This is a genomic window from Kribbibacterium absianum (assembly GCF_030067705.1).
Taxonomy (GTDB): domain Bacteria; phylum Actinomycetota; class Coriobacteriia; order Coriobacteriales; family Atopobiaceae; genus Kribbibacterium; species Kribbibacterium absianum.
This window is the reverse complement of record NZ_JASJEX010000003.1, coordinates 23,970-43,562: the sequence shown is the minus strand read 5'-3', so window position 1 is coordinate 43,562 and position 19,593 is coordinate 23,970. Positions and strand designations below refer to the sequence as shown.

The 19,593-nt window shown below is 68.9% G+C and carries 15 protein-coding genes; 5 read left to right on the top strand and 10 right to left on the bottom strand.

Features of this window, described 5'->3' with window-relative positions:
• Window positions 1-14 precede the first annotated feature (14 nt).
• A complete protein-coding gene (locus QJ043_RS05825) occupies window positions 15-782 on the bottom strand; it encodes a methylated-DNA--[protein]-cysteine S-methyltransferase (RefSeq protein ID WP_283712726.1) in 768 nt (255 codons plus the stop codon).
• A gap of 183 nt (window positions 783-965) precedes the next feature.
• Entirely contained in the window at window positions 966-1,763 is a 798-nt protein-coding gene (locus tag QJ043_RS05820; protein WP_283712725.1) for a putative ABC transporter permease, read from the bottom strand.
• Between the two features lie 713 nt (window positions 1,764-2,476).
• On the opposite strand from QJ043_RS05820, the gene QJ043_RS05815 reads away from it, so the two are divergent.
• Entirely contained in the window at window positions 2,477-6,283 is a 3,807-nt protein-coding gene (locus tag QJ043_RS05815; RefSeq protein WP_283712724.1) for a phosphoribosylformylglycinamidine synthase, read from the top strand.
• Between the two features lie 70 nt (window positions 6,284-6,353).
• Here QJ043_RS05815 and QJ043_RS05810 read toward each other — a convergent pair whose 3' ends face one another.
• Window positions 6,354-7,046 carry a hypothetical protein gene (locus tag QJ043_RS05810; RefSeq protein WP_283712723.1) on the bottom strand — a complete coding sequence of 231 codons (693 nt, stop codon included), beginning with the start codon at window positions 7,044-7,046 and terminating at the stop codon, window positions 6,354-6,356.
• 188 nt (window positions 7,047-7,234) lie between these two features.
• Complete coding sequence (gene rpmE / locus QJ043_RS05805) at window positions 7,235-7,708, bottom strand: 50S ribosomal protein L31 (protein ID WP_283712722.1); 474 nt, start codon at window positions 7,706-7,708, stop codon at window positions 7,235-7,237.
• 227 nt (window positions 7,709-7,935) lie between these two features.
• On the opposite strand from rpmE, the gene QJ043_RS05800 reads away from it, so the two are divergent.
• On the top strand, window positions 7,936-8,703 hold the full coding sequence (locus QJ043_RS05800; RefSeq protein ID WP_283712721.1) for a type III pantothenate kinase: 768 nt from the start codon (window positions 7,936-7,938) through the stop codon (window positions 8,701-8,703).
• Between the two features lie 35 nt (window positions 8,704-8,738).
• On the opposite strand, the gene QJ043_RS05795 is transcribed toward QJ043_RS05800, so the two are convergent.
• Both QJ043_RS05795 and folP read right to left on the bottom strand, forming a co-directional pair.
• Complete coding sequence (locus QJ043_RS05795; RefSeq protein ID WP_283712720.1) at window positions 8,739-9,260, bottom strand: hypothetical protein; 522 nt, start codon at window positions 9,258-9,260, stop codon at window positions 8,739-8,741.
• Window positions 9,261-9,279: 19 nt separating this feature from the next.
• On the bottom strand, window positions 9,280-10,809 hold the full coding sequence (gene folP, locus QJ043_RS05790; protein ID WP_283712719.1) for a dihydropteroate synthase: 1,530 nt from the start codon (window positions 10,807-10,809) through the stop codon (window positions 9,280-9,282).
• Between the two features lie 188 nt (window positions 10,810-10,997).
• Here folP and QJ043_RS05785 point away from each other — a divergent pair, with 188 nt between their 5' ends.
• Both QJ043_RS05785 and QJ043_RS05780 read left to right on the top strand, forming a co-directional pair.
• Window positions 10,998-11,870: a patatin-like phospholipase family protein gene (locus QJ043_RS05785; protein ID WP_283722770.1), complete on the top strand. Its 873-nt coding sequence runs from the start codon at window positions 10,998-11,000 to the stop codon at window positions 11,868-11,870.
• A gap of 243 nt (window positions 11,871-12,113) precedes the next feature.
• Window positions 12,114-12,875, top strand: coding sequence for an exodeoxyribonuclease III (locus QJ043_RS05780; RefSeq protein ID WP_283712717.1), 762 nt, complete (start codon window positions 12,114-12,116; stop codon window positions 12,873-12,875).
• Between the two features lie 136 nt (window positions 12,876-13,011).
• Here QJ043_RS05780 and QJ043_RS05775 read toward each other — a convergent pair whose 3' ends face one another.
• Window positions 13,012-13,827, bottom strand: a complete 816-nt coding sequence (locus tag QJ043_RS05775) for a PHP domain-containing protein (protein WP_283712716.1) — start codon at window positions 13,825-13,827, stop codon at window positions 13,012-13,014.
• Between the two features lie 304 nt (window positions 13,828-14,131).
• Window positions 14,132-15,313 (bottom strand): pyridoxal phosphate-dependent aminotransferase, encoded by a 1,182-nt coding sequence (locus QJ043_RS05770; RefSeq protein ID WP_283712715.1) that lies wholly within the window; start codon window positions 15,311-15,313, stop codon window positions 14,132-14,134.
• A 512-nt stretch (window positions 15,314-15,825) separates the two neighbouring features.
• On the opposite strand from QJ043_RS05770, the gene QJ043_RS05765 reads away from it, so the two are divergent.
• Window positions 15,826-16,719, top strand: coding sequence for a serine hydrolase (locus QJ043_RS05765; protein WP_283722768.1), 894 nt, complete (start codon window positions 15,826-15,828; stop codon window positions 16,717-16,719).
• Window positions 16,720-16,815: 96 nt separating this feature from the next.
• Here QJ043_RS05765 and ftsH read toward each other — a convergent pair whose 3' ends face one another.
• Complete coding sequence (ftsH, locus tag QJ043_RS05760) at window positions 16,816-19,005, bottom strand: ATP-dependent zinc metalloprotease FtsH (RefSeq protein WP_283712713.1); 2,190 nt, start codon at window positions 19,003-19,005, stop codon at window positions 16,816-16,818.
• Between the two features lie 35 nt (window positions 19,006-19,040).
• Window positions 19,041-19,589, bottom strand: a complete 549-nt coding sequence (hpt, locus tag QJ043_RS05755) for a hypoxanthine phosphoribosyltransferase (protein WP_283713138.1) — start codon at window positions 19,587-19,589, stop codon at window positions 19,041-19,043.
• Window positions 19,590-19,593 lie beyond the last annotated feature (4 nt).

The window sequence follows — 19,593 nt, the reverse complement described above, 5'->3', positions numbered from 1 at the left end:
CCCAACGCCGAAAACTAGGAACCGACCGCCTCCGGCGCCTCCGCGCCGCTCACCCGACGAGGCCGCCACAAGCGCCCCTCTCGGAAGGCCGTCCCCTCCAGCGTCAACAGCGCCCGCTTGTGAGCCAGCCCGCCGCTGTAGCCGGTGATGTCCCCGTGGGACCCCAGGACGCGATGACAGGGAACCACGATGCAGACCGGGTTCCTCCCCAGCGCTTGCCCCACAGCCTGCGCTGCCATGCGCGGAATGCCCCGGCGCTCCGCGAGCGTCCGTGCGATGTCCCCATAGGTTCGCGTCTCCCCGTAAGGAATCGCGAGCAGCTCCTCCCACACCTCCTGCTGGAACGGCGTCCCCACAAGGTCAAGGGCCGGCGTGAAGCCCGGATCGGCCCCTGCGCAATAGGCGTCGAGCCATGCGACCACGTCCGCCAGCACCGGGTCCTCAATCGTGGCCGGATCCACCGCCTGTGCGTCGCCCCAGTGGTCGCAGCCCTCCCACGGGTCTTCTCCCGGCTCGCCGCGGGCCAGGAACCAGAGCGCCTCGAGCCCACGCTCCGTGCACCGAATCCCCAGTGGCCCCAGAGGAGACTGGTACACCCACGTGGGCACGGTCCTCTCGGCCCCTTGCTCCACCGGTGCCCACACCCGCGCGAGGCGCTGCCCCCACACCGGCGGGGCGGCCGGCGCCAAGAAGCCGGGGCGCGCGCCCTCCATCAGTTCCTGCAGGTCCTCCAGGTACTCCCGCTCGAACGTCGTGGCCTCGTACTCCAGCGTCCCCTCCATGCCGTGCTCCTCCGGTCGTGTGCCCTGTGTCCCTAGAATACACAAACACATGTTCTTTTGCCCTCGTGGTAAAGGCAGAACTAGTGTTTCATAATCCCCTCACAGAACGACCGGGGCCGACGCGTCGCGTCACGAAAAAAGGCCGCCGGGCAACCCCGACGGCCTTCGAGCGACCCGCCCCCGTCACAACAGGTACGTGGCCACGCCGGCCCAAATGACCAGACCGAGCAGTGCGAGGCACACCGTGTTCGAGAGCCACGCGGGCATCTTCTCGAGCGCCCAATCGACCGCCGGATAGATCAGGTAGAGGTAGACGACGGCGACCACGGCGATGACCAGGTCGTTCACGAGCCATCCCTGACCAAGGATGTTGAGCGGCAGCACCGAGTTGTCCCAATAGGGGTAGACGCCCAGCTCGTTGGGCTGGTTGATGATGAGGCCGATGACCGTCTCGAGCACGGCGGCGATGACCGTCGCGTACACGAACACCTCGGCGAGCGCGCCGGCCTTGGTCTTGCTCCGGCTCGCGATCGCGTCCTTGAACGGCTCCAGCACGAAGGTCATGGCCACGGCGCCGATGCCGTAGACCCAGTAGGGCGTGAACCACGGCTCGTGCCAGACGGAGTAGTCCGGGTCGACGATGCCGAACTGGCTCATGAACGTGCAGTAGGGGATCTCGAGCCAATGGCCGATCCAGGCGCAGACGCAGAAGCACACCACCATGCAGCGCCAGAACTCCCAGGTGAGAACCGAGATGCGCCCCTCCTTGTCATGGACAAGGAGGTTCGTCCATCGCCAGCGGGGCCGGATGCCGAGCGAGCGCTCGGTGGCCTCCTCGGCCTCATGGGCCTCCTCGCGCTCCTGGATGGCGTCGATCCGGGCCGCCCACCCGGCAAAGACGCGAAGAACCGCGTCGACCTTGTCGGCGAGCCAGCTCAAGGCCCGCGCGACCACGTTTTCCTGTTGAACCGCATGCGCCATGGTGCCGCTTCCCTCCGGAGCCACTTCGATTTCTGTCTATGCCCAGAAGGACTCCTTAGTAATGAGCGGCCGTGGCCTCAAGAGGACTTCGCACGCGATCAACTTCTGTCCGATAAGGCTGAAAACGCGACGATTCGATCCCTATTGTTTCACTTTATGAACGAAAAAGCACCGTCCCTTCCTTTCGTCGAACCACACTGGGGTGATGGGTCCGGCCTGAAATCGATGGCACCCGCCGGGAATCACACGGTAATACGCATTGGCACAAGTCGATTCAGCCTGGCTCCACACTTTCGCTCTTACCGTTCACGGACGTGTTTTGACCATTCGCCGACGCGGTATAGACTCCTCCGTAAGCTCACGACAACGAGGAGGTTTCGTCATGCTGAGCATTTACGTCAAGGGCATCATCGCCGGCCTCATCTCCATCGAGGAGGTCCCGCCCATGCTGCGCGACAAGGTCGAGCACCTGCTGCAGGCCTGCGCGATCTAGCCCGCCCCATGCGGTCCCGCGCCCTCACGACGCGCGGCGACCCCGTTCTTGCATCCCACCGAGGCCCCGGACGAGTCGGCGTCCGGGGCCTTTTCTATGGACGCCCGCAAGGTCGCTCCGTTTTGGCCCCTCGCTCGCACGCGTCCACGGTTTTCAGACACGGTCAAAAGAACCCCTATCATAGGAAGTCCCCAAGACGCTAAGAGAAAGGCTCCCATTCATGGTCCAGAGGGTCTACGTGGAGAAGAAGCCCGGCCACGACGTGCACGCTCGGGCGCTCGCCGAGGAGCTGCGCGAGGTGGTGGGCATCACGGGGCTGGAAACGCTGCGCGTGTTCAACCGCTACGACGTGGAGGGCATCGACGAGGGGCTCTTCTCGGAGTGCGTCCCCTGCGTCTTTGCCGAGCCGCAGACCGACCGCGCGACGGCCGAGCTCCCCGACCTGGGCGGCGCGGCCGTCTTTGCTGTGGAGCCGCTACCCGGGCAGTTCGACCAGCGGGCGGACTCAGCGGCACAGTGCGTGCAGCTCATCAGCCAGGGCGAGCTGCCCACCGTCCTGACGGCCACGGTGTACGCCTTGGACGGTGACCTCTCCGAGCAGGACGTCGACACCGTCAAGGCCTACGTGATCAACCCCGTGGAGTGTCGCGAGGCGTCGCTCGAGAAGCCCGAGACACTCGCCGTCGACTATCCCGAGCCCGAGGCGGTCGAGGTGCTCGAGGGCTTCCGCGACCTCGACGACGCAGGCCTGGCGGCGCTCCTTGCCGACCGCGGGCTCGCGATGGACCTCGACGACCTGCGCTTCTGCCAGGCGCACTTCCGTGACGAGGGGCGCGACCCCACCATCACCGAGGTGCGCGTCGCGGACACCTATTGGTCCGACCACTGCCGCCACACCACCTTTGGCACCGAGCTGGACGCGGTGACCTTCGACGACCCTGGCCTGCAGAAGGCCTGGGACCGCTACCTGCAGCTTCGCCGCGAGCTCGGCCGCGAGGACAAGCCCGTGACCCTCATGGACCTCGGGACGCTCGGCGCGCGCTACCTCAAGGCGACGGGACGGCTCTCGGACCTCGACGAGTCCGACGAGATCAACGCCTGCACCATCCGCTGCACGGTGGACGTGGACGGCGAGGACCAGGACTGGCTCTACCTCTTCAAGAACGAGACCCACAACCACCCGACGGAGATCGAGCCCTTCGGCGGCGCAGCCACCTGCATCGGCGGCGCGATCCGCGACCCGCTCTCGGGTCGCAGCTACGTGTACCAGGCCATGCGCGTGACCGGCGCGGCGGACCCAACGGTGCCCGTCTCGGAGACCCTTCCGGACAAGCTGCCCCAGCGCAAGCTCGTGACCGGCGCGGCCGAGGGGTACTCCAGCTACGGCAACCAGATCGGGTTGGCCACGGGACAGGTGTCGGAGCTGTACCACCCCGGCTATGCGGCCAAGCGCATGGAGATCGGCGCCGTGGTGGGCGCCGCCCCCGCCGCGAACGTGCGCCGCGAGGAGCCCGCGCCCGGCGACGTCGTCGTGCTGCTGGGCGGGCGCACGGGACGCGACGGCATCGGAGGCGCCACCGGCAGCTCCAAGGCCCATAGCCACGAGTCACTCGACACCTGCGGCGCAGAGGTGCAGAAGGGCAACGCGCCGGTGGAGCGCAAGCTGCAGCGGCTGTTCCGGCGCCCCGAGGCCTGCCGCCTCATCAAGCGGTGCAACGACTTCGGCGCCGGCGGCGTCGCGGTAGCGATCGGCGAGCTGGCCGACGGCCTTGCGATCGACCTCGACCGCGTGCCCAAGAAGTACGAGGGGCTCGACGGCACCGAGCTGGCCATCTCCGAGAGCCAGGAGCGGATGGCCGTGGCGCTCGCGCCGGAGGACGTGGACGCGTTCTGCGCGCTGGCGGCCGAGGAGAACCTCGAGGCCACGCCCGTCGCGACCGTCACGGGCGACTCGCCCGCGAACGCCGGCGCCCCGTACGTCACGATGACCTGGCGCGGCGAGCCCATCGTGCGGCTGTCCCGCGCGTTCCTCGCGTCCAACGGCGCGCCGAAGCACCAGGTGGCGCACGTGGAGGCCGGCTCGGCCTACGAGCCGGACGCGCCGTGGGCCGACCGCTCGCTGGGGTTCCCGGACCGCATGGCGGCGCTCGTTAGCGACCTCAACGTGGCCTGCAACCGCGGGCTGGCCGAGCGGTTCGACTCCACGATCGGCGCCGGCACCGTCGTGATGCCCTTCGGCGGCGCCGAGCAGCTCACCCCGCCCATGGCCATGGTGGCGAAGCTGCCGGTGGACGGCGAGACCGAGACCTGCTCGGCGATGGCCTGGGGCTTCAACCCGTTCCTGACCGAGGCCGACCCCTACACGGGCGCGTACCTCGCCGTGGTGGAGTCGCTCGCACGCCTCGTAGCCGCCGGCTTCCGCCGCGAGGACGCGCACCTCACGTTCCAGGAGTACTTCGAGCGGCTGCGCGACGTCCCCGAGCGCTGGGGCAAGCCGGTGGCGGCGGTGCTCGGCGCGCTGATGGCACAGGTTGACCTCGGCGTGGGCGCCATCGGCGGCAAGGACTCCATGAGCGGGTCCTTCGAGGAGCTGGACGTGCCGCCGACGCTCGTCTCGTTCGCGACGGCGCTCGGGCCGATCGGGCGTGTGACGTCCCCCGAGTTCAAGGGGGCCGGTCACCGGGTGCTCTCCGTGACGCCGGCCCGGCATCACGAGGGCGCTGGCTCGCAGGGGCTTATCGCCGAGCCGGCCGACCAGATCGCGGCCATGGCGTACGTGGAGCAGCTCGTGGGCGACGGCGCGGCGCTCGCCGTCGCGACCCCCGGCTATGGCGGCACCGCCGAGGCGGTCTTCAAGATGTGCCTCGGCAACGGCGTCGGGATCGAGTTCTCGCCGGAGTTCGCCGCGTCGCACGGAATCGACGCGCTGTTCGCGCCCGCATACGGCACGTTCATGGTGGAGCTGGCACCGGGCGCGGAGCTTCCCGAAGCGCCCGACGGCGTCTTGACCGGCGTCATTGCGACCACGACCGAGCGCCCCGCCATCGTCTTGGGCGACGACCAGGTGGAGCTGGGCGCCCTCCGCGAGGCCTGGGAGCGGCCGCTCGAAGGCGTGTTCCCCTACCGCACCGCCGCAGACGAGGCGCTGCCGGACGACCCGCTCGTCACGTACACGGGCGGCGTCGGCGCCACCTATCATGGCCCCGCGCTGCTCGGCGAGAACGGCGGCAAGCCCCGAGTGGCCATTCCGGCCTTCCCGGGCACCAACTGCGAGCTGGACTCCGCCCGGGCCTTCGAGCGGGCCGGCGCCGTGGCCGAGACGCTCGTGATTCGCAACCTGACGGCCGCGGACGTGACCGCCAGCGCACAGGCCCTCGTGGACCTCATCGACCGCTCCCAGATCCTCATGCTGCCGGGGGGCTTCTCGGGAGGCGATGAGCCGGACGGCTCTGCGAAGTTCATCACGGCGTTCTTCCGCGCCCCCGAGGTCACCGAGGCCGTTCGGCGCCTGCTCAACGAGCGCGATGGCCTCATCCTCGGCATTTGCAACGGGTTCCAGGCGCTCGTGAAGCTGGGGCTCGTCCCCTACGGTGACATTCGCCCGATGGACGAGACGTGCCCCACGCTCACGCACAACGACATCGGCCGGCACCAGAGCCGCCTCGTGCGCACGCGCGTCGACTCCAACCTGTCACCGTGGCTGTCCCGGTGCGAGGTGGGCGACGTGCACACCGTGGCGATCAGCCACGGCGAGGGCCGGTTCGTTGCGCCGGAGCCGTTGCTGCAACAGATGGCCGAGCGCGGCCAGGTCTGCACGCAGTACGTGGGCGCCGACGGGCTCCCGTCCCAGGACCTGGCGGTCAACCCCAACGGCAGCGCCTGGGCCATCGAGGGCATCTGCAGCCCGGACGGCCGCGTGTTCGGCAAGATGGGCCACAGCGAGCGTTCGGGCGCGGGCCTGTACAAGAACGTGCCCGGTGCCCGGTACCAGCCCATCTTCGAGGGCGGCGTGGCCTACTTCGCGTGACACAAAAAGGCCTCGGGGGCCGGGACGCGGCGAGACCGTCGCCGTCCCGGCCCCCAGGCCTTCGATGCCGTCACTCGTTGCTGCCGGGCCGTATCTCGGCCGCGAAGTCGCTGATGAACCTGAGGCCGTTCTCCGGCGCCGGCGTCTGCGGGAACCAGTACTTCCACGCGCCCCACCGATGGGCGCCCGAGACGTCGCGCACGTCCGCGAACGCGTCACGCGGCACAAAGGTCCTGCTCGGACGTCCGTCCCGGTCCAGAAGCGCGACGCCGCCCTCGCCCAAGGCCTGCTCACAGAAGCTCAGGCAGTTGTAGGTGATGAGGTCGTACTCGCCCGGGTCGGCCTTCTTGGCCTCGGCGAACGCGCGGATGGGCTCGTAGGCGGCCCGGTCGCACCACATCGCGAGCGCCACGTCCATGTGCTCGTTCCAATAGTTGCCCGGGTTGCCGTGGACGATCCAGCCGCTGTCCCGCACGATGCGCTCGAACGGTTCCGGCGCCTCCAGGCACGCCATAAGACCTGGGCCCTTAAGCGCGTTGCCGTGGCGATAGTAGGAGTAGGTCATGATGTCGCCGCCCACGGGCCCCAGGCCGAGCACCGCATGGCCCTCGTCGTAGGCGGCCTGCTCGTTGAAGAACACGAACAGGTTGTAGGAGCCGGCAGGGGCGGGCACCTGGAGCTCCGGCGGGATCGTGTCCTTGAGCTGCGCCGCGTGGGCGCGGTCGAGCGCGACGCGCGTGGTCTCCTTCATGAGCTCGTTCACGGACTCCCCCTTCGTGGCGACCCCCTGTTTGACGGAGAGGTCTATGCCCGTTGAAAAGGGCGCGAACCCGGAACACGGCCACTGCCATGCCTGTCGATTCGGGACCGGGGCACGACCAGCGCGCATAGAGAACGCCCGGGCCGCGAAACCTCGCGACCCGGGCGTCGGCACATGCCCTGAGAGAGCGGCTACTCGGTGACGGCGGCCTCCACCGCGGCCTCCTCGGCCTCGGCGTTCAAGACCTCGGCGGTCGCCTCGGCGGCCTCAGCGGTGCCCTGGGCGGCGGCCAGCTCGGCCTCCTTCTTGGCAGCCTCAGCAGCGGCCTTCTTGGCGTATGCCTCGGCCTTGGCGGCCTTCTTGGCGGCCTTCTCGGCGGCCTTGGCCTCGTGGGCGGCCCGCTGCTCGGCGTCCTTCTTGGCGCGCGCCTCCTTCTTCTTGGCCTCGCGCTCGAGCTGAGCCTGGGCGGCGCCACCGAACTTGTCAGCGAAGCGCTGGACACGGCCGCCGGTGTCGACGAGCTTCTGGGTGCCGGTGTAGAACGGGTGGCACTGGTCGCAGAGGTCGAGCGTCATGGTCGGGACCGTGGCGCGGGTGGTCCAGGTGTTGCCGCAGGAGCAGCGAACCGTGCACTCCATGTACTCAGGATGGATGTTCTTCTTCATGCAGGACTCCTCTTGTAGGCCCTGGTTTCCGACCAGGGCAAGGGGCGCCTCGGTTTCCGACCGAGACGAAACAGCCTTTGCATGATAGCACGGCTCATCCGTCGGGCCGAGAAGACCCGAACGCCCTGCACTCCTGTGGTCCTGTGATGAAGTGGCGGCGCCGAACGCCGGCTCGCGGCACCCTAAAGGGGCTGAGTTCGCAGACTCTCGATCCCACCGGAGGAGCCATGTTCCTGTCCGTCGATGTGGGCAACACCCAGACCACGCTCGGCCTCGTGAACGAGGACGGCTGCGTCGTGCACCACTGGCGCACCAAGACCGACCGTCTCGACACGGCCGACGAGATCACTGCCCGGCTGCTCGGCCTCTTCACCGCAAGCGGCCGGGACTTCGACGACGTGGACGCCGTGGCCGTCGCCTGCGTGGTGCCGGACCTGCTCCACGCCTGGCGCACCTGCCTCACGCGCCTCGACCGCGCGCCCCTCATGGTGTCGTCCGGAGCCGGCGCGCCCATCCCCGTCGCCCTCCCCCACCCCGAGGCAGTGGGCGCGGACCGCATCGCCAACGCCGTCGAGGCGCGGCGGCTGTACGGGGCGCCGGCCATCGTCGTGGACTTTGGGACCGCGACCAACATCGACGTGGTGGACCCGCGCGGCGCCTTTGTGGGCGGCGTCATCGCGCCCGGCATCATGCTCTCGGCGAGCGCGCTGTTCTCGCGGGCGTCGAAGCTCTCGGGCGTGCCCATCGAGATGCCGGAGCGCACCATCGGCGACTCGTCGGAGCACGCGCTCCAGAGCGGCATCGTGATCGGCACCGCCGCGATGGCGGAGGGGCTCGTGGCGCGCATCAAGGACGAGCTGGGCGTCGAGGAGTGCCCCGTCATCGCCACCGGCGGGCTCGCGCGCACCGTGTCGATGGCGTGCCGCTGCTTCACGTCCGTGGACGCCGACCTCACGCTCCGCGGCATCCACCAGCTCTGGAGGGCCCAGCGCTAGGAGCCGCCCCGGCGTGCCCGGTCGTGCGGCTGTCCCTACTCCGCCGGCACCAGCGTCGCGGAGCCGGGCGCCAGCTCTGTCTCGGCCACGGGCACGTCCCCGCTCGGTTGGCTCTGGATCGTCACGCGGCCCCAGCCGTCAATGCCCGCCAGCCGCCCGGACACGATCGTGTCGCCGCTCGGGGCGATCGCGTCCACGCCCTGCCCCATCAGCTCCATCGCGTCGAAATAGTCCGAGAGGAACGGCCCCCAGGGGCCCGCCGCCGCGCCGTCCGGCATCGCCTGGGCCCACCGCTCGATGGCTGCGGCGACGGCGTCACGCGCCGCGTCCACAGGCCAGCCCTCCGGCAGCTCGGCCCGCACGTCCACCACGACGCCCTCGTCGTAGCGTGCGCCCGCACGCACAGCGAAGGCCTCACCGCTCCAGACGACGTCCGACGGCCAGCGCACCTGCGCCCCGTCCTGCATCGACGCCAGCGCAAGCGCTGCGCACGGCCCGATCGCGTCCAGGAACCCCATCGCGACGTTCGGCCGCACCTCACAGATCAGCTCGCTCATCTAGAAGCCCCCTCGCCCGCTACTCCCACTCGATGACGCCCAGGTCCTCTCGGACGATACCCACCCGGTGCTCGCGGTCGTTCACCGCGATGCCGGCATGGCGCAGGTAGCGGGCCGGGTCGTGCACGAGGTCCTCCATCGGGAACAGCACGAAGTCGCGCTCGTGCATCCGCGGGTGGGGCAGCTTCAGGCGCGAGCCGGCGTGGAACTCGTCCTCCATGAAGAGGAGGTCGCAGTCGATGGTGCGGGGGCCGTGGCCGTCCATGCCCTCCGGGCGCTCGCGGCCCAGGGCGCTCTCGATCTGGAGCAGCTGGCCGAGCAGGACCTCCGGCGTGAGCTCGGTGCGCACCTCCACCACGGCGTTGGCCACCGGGGAGTCGACGCCGTAGGCCGGGTCGCTCTCGTAGGCGTGGCTCACGCCGGTCACCGCGGTGAGCGGGATCTCGCTGATCAAGGCCACCGCGCGGGACAGGTAGTCGAGCCGGTCGCCCACGTTGGAGCCGAGCCCCACGAAGGCGCGCTTCTGGGACGGGTGCGCGATGGCCCAGTAGCTGTCCACCGCCTGCGCCACCGAGGCCACGTCGTGCACGCGCAGCACGCGGGCGCCCGCCTCGGCCGCAGCAAGGCACACGCCGATGGTGGCGGCGTCGCGCCCGGTGGGTTCCTGCACGCCCGACAGCGCGCCGACGAACCGCTTGCGCGACACCGCGCACATCACGGCGTACCCCATCGAGGAGAGCTGCGACGTGGCCCGCTGGATCACGACGTCCTCGTCGGCAAGCTTGCCAAAGCCGGGGCCCGGGTCCAGACAGATGCGGTCGTGGGCCACGCCCGCGCGCATCAGCGTCCGGGCGCGGTCACCGAGGAACCCCATCACGCGGCGCATGATCGGCGCGCTCTCGGGGGTCGGGAAGCGCCGTTGCCCCGCCAGCCGCACCGTGGGGCTCGAGGTGGCGCGGACGGCGCGGGCCATCACGGCGTCCAGGCGCTCCTGAGAGGCGTCGGCGCCCTTCTCGGCAACGGCGGGATCCGGCCCCGCCGGCAGCTCACGGGAGCGGGGGTCGCTGTCGAGCAGGACGGACCGGCGCGTGGGATGGTCGGACACCTCGCCCGCGTGCACCACGACACAGCCGCACTGCGTGTCGGCCGCCACCTGCACCATCTCGGGGTCGGTGAAGCCGGTCACGTCGTTCAGGATCTGCACGCCGAGGCGCACGCACATGCGCGCGACGGCCGCGTGGCGCGTGTCGATGGACACGAGCGCGCCCTCGTCGAGCAGCGCCCGCACCACAGGGACGACACGCTTGGCCTCGTCGTCGGGAGACACCGCGGTGAAGCCAGGGCGCGTGGACTCGCCGCCCACGTCGATGATGTCCGCTCCCGCGTCGAGCAGTGCCAGCCCGTGGCTCACGGCGTCGTCCACGTCCTTGAACGCCCCGCCGTCCGAGAAGGAGTCCGGCGTCACGTTGAGCACGCCCATGATCCGAGGACGCGCGAGCGCCAACTCGCGGTTGCCGCACTGCCATGTGGCGAAGTCCTGGTTGAGCATCGTTCCCCCTAGCCGGCATGGGACGTGGACGAGAAAAACCACCCGGGCATCGTTGATGCCCCGTTCCGGACATCGCTGCGCAGGTGCACAGGCACCACGCAGTATAGGGCACCCGCTGCGGACGGCGCGAGCGCCCGCCCTCGGGCGGAGCTGCTAGCATGGGCTTTTTCGGCGAAGAGGAGGTACCCGTGGCCATCGACGACGTCGCCCTCTGCTTCGAGGGTGGGGGGATGCGGGCCTCGTACACCGGCGCGTTCTCCAAGGCGATCCTCGAGGCGGGGCTCCGGTTCCCCTACGTGTGCGGCATCAGCGCCGGCTCGAGCCTCACCTACAACCACGTGGCGCGCGACTGGCGGCGCAGCCGGCTGCAGTTCGTGGAATCGGCCGAGGACCCCCAGTTCGGCGGCGTGGGCCACTGGCTCCATGGCGACGGCTACTTCAACAGCGACTATCTCTACGAGGGGTGCATCGAGGACGGCTCGGTCGCGTTCGACTGGGCGACCTTCTGCGCGAACCCCGCCGAGGCGGCGAGCCAGAGCTTCGGCGCCAAGAGCGGCCGCTCCTACCGCTGGCACAAGGAGGACCTGCCGGACGCCGTCTCCATGGCGGACCACGCCCGCGCCAGCTCCACGCTGCCGGTGATGATGAACCCCATCTCGCTCGCCGGCGAGCCTATGTACGACGGCGGCCTCGGCGAGGGCGCCGGCCTCCCCCACGTGATCGCGCTCGCTGACGGCTGGGAGCACCTCGTGCTCATCGCCACGCGGCCGGCCGGCTATCGCAAAGAGCCCACGTCCGAGTTCTCCAAGCGGGCCTTCTCCCGGCTGTACCACGAGTGGCCGCGCGTGCGAGAGGCGCTCATCACTCGCAACGAGCGCTACAACGAGGCCCAGGACCAGCTCGAGGAGCTGGAGCGCCAGGGCCGCGCGCTCGTGATCCGTCCCGACGCGATGCCGGTGAAGAACTCCACGCTCAAGGTGGCGGAGCTGGAACAGGCCTGGGCCCTGGGCGAGGAGCAGGCGGCCCGCGAGCTGGACCGCATCATCGACTTCTGCGGATGAGCCAGAATCCGGCACGTTGTGACTCGCGCCCCAAGCGCCCGCCGAGAACCCCACAGGCGGAAGGGCCCGTTGCCGACAGGCCAACAGCCGTCACGGTTTTCCTGCGCAGGTTGCCCACACCGACCCCGCCTCCCGTTTGGCACCAAGTCCCTTCGGTACAAACCCGGTCGAACTGTCCATACCTGCTGCCACAGTGGAATCGGGCGCCGTCCTTCTCGCCGGCGCCGCGAGAGGGAGGCACCCATGAGCCAGAAGCTCGTCTCGTGGAACGTCAACGGCATCCGCGCCATCCTGCGCAAGGACTTCATGTCGTTCTTCAACGAGCAGGACGCCGACGTCTTCGGCGTCCAGGAGACCCGTTGCCAGGAAGGCGAGGTGGAGCTGGAGCTCCCCGGCTACCACCAGGCCTGGTCCTATGCCGAAAAGAAAGGCTACTCCGGCACCGCGGTCTTCTCGAAGGAGAAGCCCATCCAGGTGATCCACAAGACCGGGCTCGAGGTGGCCGACAAGGAGGGCCGCATCTGCGGGTGCGAGTTCGACAAGTACTGGTTCATCTCCGTGTACTCCCCCAACTCCCAGGACCAGCTGCAGCGGCTGCCGATCCGCGAGGAATGGGACGCGCACCTGACCAAGCTGGTGGACGACCTGGCCAAGGACAAGCCCGTCGTCCTCTGCGGCGACTTCAACGTGGCCCACGAGCCCATCGACCTCGCGCACCCCGAGGACAACGAGGGCCATGCCGGCTTCACCGACGCCGAGCGCGAGGACTTCACCCGCCTTCTGGACCCCGGCTTTGTGGACACCTATCGCTACCTGCACCCGGACAAAGGCGGCGTCTACACCTGGTGGAGCTACCGCGAGCGCGGACGCCAGAGCAACTCCGGCTGGCGTCTGGACTACTTCCTCGTGAGCGAGGCGCTCAAGGGCGACATCGAGGCGGCGAACATCCTCGACAACGTGATGGGGTCCGACCACGCCCCGATCACGCTGGAGCTCGCCATCTAGCGACTTCGCACGCCGCCAGTCGAGAGGGCCCTGCGAGCATTGCGCCCGCAGGGCCCTCTTTGCTCCGGCCCGCTTCGCGCGCCCACGTCGCTGGCGAATCCCGCACAAGGCCGAATCACCCGCCTGGATGCGTGACCTACAGCCCTTCCACCGGCCCCACGCCCTGCTCGACGGCCTCCAAGAACGCCGCCGCGCTCCTCGTCGCCACCAGCTCCTGCGGGAAGTGAATCTCCTCCAGCATCGCCAGCGCGTGCGGGGCCTTTCCCACGTCATAGCTGATGTGCGCGTCGGTGTTCACAGCTATGGGAACGCCCTCCTCGGCACAGCGCTCGGCGATGGTGCGGCACAGCGCGGGAATGTCGTCGCTAAAGAAGGGGCTGGCCGCCAGCTCGAGGCTGTGCTCGTTGACCTCGATGAGCTTGTGCAACTCCTTGGCGGCGCGCACCACTGTCTCGACCTCGAACGGAACGCCCGCGCGGCCGATGTGTCCCAGGGTCAGCACCTTGGGGTTCTCCAGCGCGGCCACATAGAGCGCAGTGCCCTGAGCAAGGGTGGCGGTGTCCGGCAGCCGGCGCCCATGCACCGAGGCCACCAGGTAATCACAGGAGCGCAGACAGAAACCGAAGAAGTCCGACCCCTCCAAGGGATTGCCGTCCAAGCCCCAGGCGGTCTCGCCCTGGCCGAATAGCCGGCCCGACAGGTCCATGATGTCCACCTCGGCCGCCCGCAGCAGGGTCACGCCGTGCCATCGCCTGGGCCACACGGCCTCGTTGCCGAAATGCTGGTGGGCGCGAAAGTCTCCACAGGGAGCGATCATGGCCGAGAAGTGGTCGGCCACGCCCAGCAGCTCGAGCCCCGCGTCCGCCGCCGCCCGCACGTCCTCCTCGAGTGTCGAATAGGCATGCCGAGAGAAAATCGTGTGGACGTGGGTGTCGCAGAGGTTCTGGAGCATCGAAGAGCCTTTCAGCCGAGGTTGTGCCCAGTGTAGCGGACGAAATGACGCGCCCCGAGCCGCATTTGGTTGAACAACTTGCTGCCGAAGTATACCGGCGGCAAACTGGGCAGCAACTTGTGAAACCAACCGCGCGGAACCGGGGTTCTCGGCCCATAGAACCGCAGGTCGCGGCAATCTGCAAGGCGCGAGAGGCGGGTTTTGCTCGGGATGGTTTCACTAGTTGCTGCCGAAGAGCACCGGCGGAGATTCGGCAGCAAGTAATGAAACCAACTGCAGGGGCATCTACAAGCCCAACTGTCCTCTACCGATAGCTCTGCGCCAGCGCGCGCCAGGCCGGCATCGAGCGCTCGATGGTCTCGCGCGCCACGCAGTAGCCCACGCGCACCCAGCCGTCGCAGCCAAAGCTCGTCGACGGCACGGGCAGCAGCTCCAGGGCCCTCGCCCGCCGGAAGAACGCCTCGCAGTCCGACTCCAGCGCCTGGACCCACAGGTAGAACGCACCGTCCGGCTCCACATAGGTGTAACCGGCCTCGGCCAGGCCGCTCGTCAGGAGGTCGCGGTTCTCGGCATAGGCCGCCACGTCGGCCGGCACGTCCACGCAGGCCTCGATCACCCGCTGGAACAGAGCCGGCGCGCAGACGAAGCCCAGCGCACGCGCCGCCCCGGCCACCGCCGTGAAGACCTCGGCGCCCTCTGGGTTCGTGGGGGGCACGAGCACCCAGCCCACGCGCTCGCCGGGCAGCGACAGGCTCTTGGAGTAGGAGTAGCAGACGACGGTGCGGTCGTAGATGCTCGGGACCCACGGCACGTCGCAGCCGTAGACGATCTCGCGGTAGGGCTCGTCGGACACCAGGTAGATGGCCGTGCCGAGACGCTCCTCGGCGTCCTTGAGCACCTGCGCCAGCCCGCGCAGCGACTCCTCCGTGTACACCACGCCCACGGGGTTGTTGGGCGAGTTGATCACAACGGCCTTGGTGCGCTCCGTGACGGCCGCGGCCAGCGCGTCGAGGTCCGGCTGGAAGCTCGGACGCGCGGCGGGCACCTCGATGCAGGTGGCCCCGGCGCACTCGATCCACACCTTGTACTCGGGGAAGTAGGGGCTGATGACGACGACCTCGTCGCCCGGGTTCACGAGCGCACGGAACGTGCAGCTCAGCGACGCGGCAGCCCCCACCGTCATGAAGACGTGCTCTCCCGAGTAGGCGGTGCCAAAGCGGCGGTTGAGGGACTCCGCCACCGCCTGACGACAGCTCGGCAGCCCCGGTGCGGGCGTGTAGCCGTGAAGCTCCTGAGGCGGCAGTGCCAGGCAGCGGCGGATCGCATCGGTCACTTGCTGCGGAGCGGGGACGCTCGGGTTGCCGAGCGAGAAGTCGAACACGTTCCCCGCGCCCACCTCTGCCTTTCGAGCGCTCGCATAGGCGGCGATCTCGCGGATAGAGGACTTCTGGGCGCCGTAGTCGTACATGACCTGGTTCAGGCTCATCGCTCGCTCCTTCGATTGGCTGTAGGGGCCACCGTACCCTCACGCGGGACGCGCTCCACCAGCAGTCCACGGATTGTCACTGGTTGGACCCCGAGCAACTCGCGCCGAATCATGCTCGCGCCTATACTTGGGCTTTGAGCAGGTGCGCCGCGCCGGTGTGCATTGTTTCGTCCTCCTATTGCATAGCGCACGGATCGAGCACGCCCCGCGCAGCGAGCCGACCTTCAGAAGGGCCCACCATGTCCCACGGCGGCAGTGCGAACACCAACAGCCGCGGCCCGCGGCGCACATCGAACGCCACACCGCTGGTCGGTGGCCGCGCCGCGCCGTCGAGCTCCCCGCAGCGCAGCCAACCGCCCCACGGCGCCACGCCGCTGGTCGGCGGTCGCACCCAACGTCGAGGGGCCTCGCAACCCGCCGGCCGTGCGCCTCGCCGAACGACGCCAATGCCACGGAATCCCCGCTACCACGGGCGCCGGCGATCCCGTTGGAGCCGGACGCCCCGGCTTTGGGTGGGCGTGCTCGCCGTGGTGCTCATGGCCGCAGCCCTCACGGCCGCCTTCGTGAACCCGAACCGGAACGAGGCCAGGGAGGTCGTCGAGGAGGCCGGCAGCGGAGCCGGGGCCGAGGAGGACAAGGCGCCCGTCTTCGCAACCGCGACCTCGGACTCCGGCATCACCGTGGGCGCTCTGGAGGGCGTCACCGACACCGCGGCCTTCCAGTCCTTGGAGTCGGCGGTCGAGTCCCTTGAGGCCGACGACATCACGGTGGGCATCTACCTTCAGGACCTCTCGACCCCGGACACCCTGACGCTCAACGCCGACCGTCCGTTCTATCCGGCCAGCTCCATCAAGGTCGCCGCGAGCACGATGGCCATGGAGACGGACGGGGGCTCCTCGGTGGGCACCGACACCGTCTACAACTGCCTCGTCTATTCCGACAACGCCAGCTACGCGAGCATCGTCTCCACGTACGGGCGGGGAAACCTGGCCCAGTGGCTCACCGAGAACGGCGCCCCCGACGCAGCGGCGGCAGTGGAGGACAACTACCCCTGGATAAGCCCGGCCGAGCTCGGCGCCCTATGGACGTCCGCCGAGCAGTTCCTCGCGACCGACACCGACGCGAGCGAGACCCTCGGGATCTATCTGGGCGAGACCGAGCACTCCGTTGCCGGCGACCTGCTCCGCAGCGACGAGGTCACCGTGCAGAGCAAGCCCGGCTGGTACCCGGCGGACTCCTACGATTGCCCCGCGACCGTCGACGCGGGCATCGTCACCAAGTCGGGCAGCTCCTACGTGTTCGTCGTGATGACCGACGCCGATGAGGACTTCGACGCCATCAAGCCGCTGGTCTCCGCCCTCGACGCCGTGCACGACGAGATGGTGGCAGAGCGACAGGCGGCGTGAACCGCCGGCGGGCGTGAGCCCTGATCGACGCTCGCCAAAGAAAAACGCCAGCGCGGCGCGCTGGCGTTGTGCCGACCTCTCACGACCGAGCCGGGCTCAGAGCCCCGCCTTCTCGTCGTCGTCCAGATCCGCGTCGACGGGCTTGTCGCCCTCGGCGACTGCCTTCTCGTCCGCCGTCTCCCCGAGCGTCGCGTCCGGCTCGTCGATGGCCTCGTCGTCCGCCTTCTCGGCCTTCTCCACGGCCACGTCGCCCGCCGGCGGCTCCGGCTCGCCCAGCTCGGCCTTGGCCTCGTTGGCGGCCTCCTCCGGGTGGTCCTTCAGGTACTGGGCCCACGTGCCGTCGAGCAGCGCCTGCATGGCCTCGCCCTCGACGGTCTCGCGCTCGAGCAGCACCTCGGCCATGGTCTCGATCTGCTCCCTATGGGTGGTGAGGATCTCCTTGGCCTTCTCGTGGGCCTGGCGCATGATGCGGCTCACCTCGCCGTCGATGCGGAGCGCTGTCTCGGGCGAGTAGTCCTGCTTGTCGGCGTAGTCACGGCCGAGGAAGACCTCGTGCTGGGCCTCGCCGAAGACCTGTGTGCCGAGCACCTTGGACATGCCGTAGCGGGTGACCATCTCGCGGGCGAGCTTGGTGGCGCGCTCGAGGTCGTTGCTCGCGCCCGACGTGATGTCGCTGCAGTACAGCTCCTCGGCGGTACGGCCGCCAAGGAGGACGGCGATCTGGTCGAGCATCGACTGGCGCGTCTGCAGGAAGTGGTCCTCCTCGGGCAGCGACAGCGTGTAGCCCAGGGCCTGGCCGCGCGGGATGATCGTGATCTTGTGCACCGGGTCGGAGTTCTCGAGGTAGTGGCCCACAAGGGCGTGGCCGGACTCGTGGAACGCGATGGTCTTGCGCTCCCACTCGGAGACGACGCGGCTCTTGCGCTCGGGGCCGGCGATCACGCGCTCCATGGCCTCCTCGATCTCGGCCATGCCGATGGCGCCCTTGTTGCGGCGGGCGGCGAGCAGCGCGGCCTCGTTCATCAGGTTCGCCAGGTCGGCGCCCGTGAAGCCCGGGGTCAGCTTCGCCAGGGCGCCGTACTCCACGTCCGGTTCCAGCGGCTTGTTGGCGCCATGCACCTGGAGGATCTTCTCGCGGCCGCCCACGTCCGGGCGGTCCACCGTGATCTGACGGTCGAAACGGCCGGGACGGAGCAGGGCAGGGTCGAGCACGTCGGGGCGGTTGGTGGCGGCGATGAGGATCACCGTGGCGTTGCCCTCGAAGCCGTCCATCTCCACGAGCAGCTGGTTGAGCGTCTGCTCGCGCTCGTCGTGACCGCCGCCGAGGCCGGCGCCGCGCTGACGGCCGACGGCGTCGATCTCGTCGATGAAGATGATCGCGGGGGCGGCCGCCTTGGCCTGCTTGAAGAGGTCGCGCACGCGGCTCGCGCCGACGCCGACGAACATCTCGACGAAGTCGGAGCCGGAGATGGAGAAGAACGGCACGTTGGCCTCGCCGGCGACGGCCTTCGCGAGCAGCGTCTTGCCGGTGCCCGGAGGGCCCATCAGAAGCACGCCGTGAGGGATCTTCGCGCCCATGCGCTGGAAGCGCTCGGGGTTCACGAGGAAGTCGCGGATCTCCTGAATCTCGGCCACGGCCTCGTCGATGCCGGCCACGTCCTTGAACTTGACCTGCGGGCGCGTCTCCTCGGTGGTCTTGGCCTTGGTCTTGCCGAACTGCATCGCCGAGTTGTTCTGGCCCTGGTTGCGGTTCATGATCACAAACATCGCGATGACCAGCAGGACCGTCGGCACGATGCTGATCAGGAAGCTGATGCCGAGGGACGACGAGCTCATGTCCACCGTGAAGTCGGTGTCCGGGTGCGCCGCCATGAGCTCCTCGAGGCTGTCGGAGCCGGCGTAGGTGCTCGAGAACCGGGAGAGCTTCTCCGTGTTGCCCACGTCGGACTTGCTCGCCCAGTAGGTACCGGAAAGGGCGCCGGAGTCCTTGGTCCAGGTGACGGCCTTCACGCGACCGTCCTTCACCGCCGCGACGAACTCGCTCGTGGAGAGGGCGGTGGTGGCGGAGGAGCTCGTGGTGGCCGGCGCGGAGTCGGCAGTCGCCGTCGCCTCAGTGCCCGCCGTGCTCGTCGCGGGGGTCTTGGTGCCCACCGACCCGATCGACCAGAACAGGTAGGCGCCGCAGAGCACTAAGAGCAGGATGTAGAGCAGGTTGGTGCGGCTGTTGGGGTCCTTGCCCCCTTTACCGGGGCGGTTCGACCCTCTGGGGCCGGATGTGGTGGCCATCTCTCACTCCTCTTGGGACCCAGCTCCCCCGCGGGTCACAGATAGCATTCGGGCTTGAGCACGCCGATGTAGGGCAAATTACGGTACCTCTCGGCATAGTCCAGACCGTACCCAACGAGGAACTCGTTGGGCACATGGGCGCCCACATAATGGGGGGACACCGCAGATTCCCTATCTTCCAGATCCTTGACGAGGAAGGCGGCCACAGCGACGGAAGCGGGGTTCCGGGACTTGAGCAGGCGGATCAGATAGGAGAGCGTCAGCCCGGAGTCCAGGATGTCCTCGACGATGATCACGTGGCGCCCCTCGATGCGCGTGTCGAGGTCCTTCAGAATGCGCACGACGCCCGAGCTCGTGGTGCCGTCGCCGTAGCTGGAGACGGCCATGAAGTCCATCGTGATGGGCGTCTTGATCTGGCGCACGAGGTCGGCCGTCACGATGGCGGCCCCCTTCAAGACGCAAATGACGAGCGGGTTCTTGTCGGCGTAGTCCCGGGTGATCTGTGCTCCGAGCCCGGCCACGATCTCCGCGATCTGGTCCTCGGAAAGAACCACCTTCTCGATGTCGGGATGCAGTTCCACGATAGCG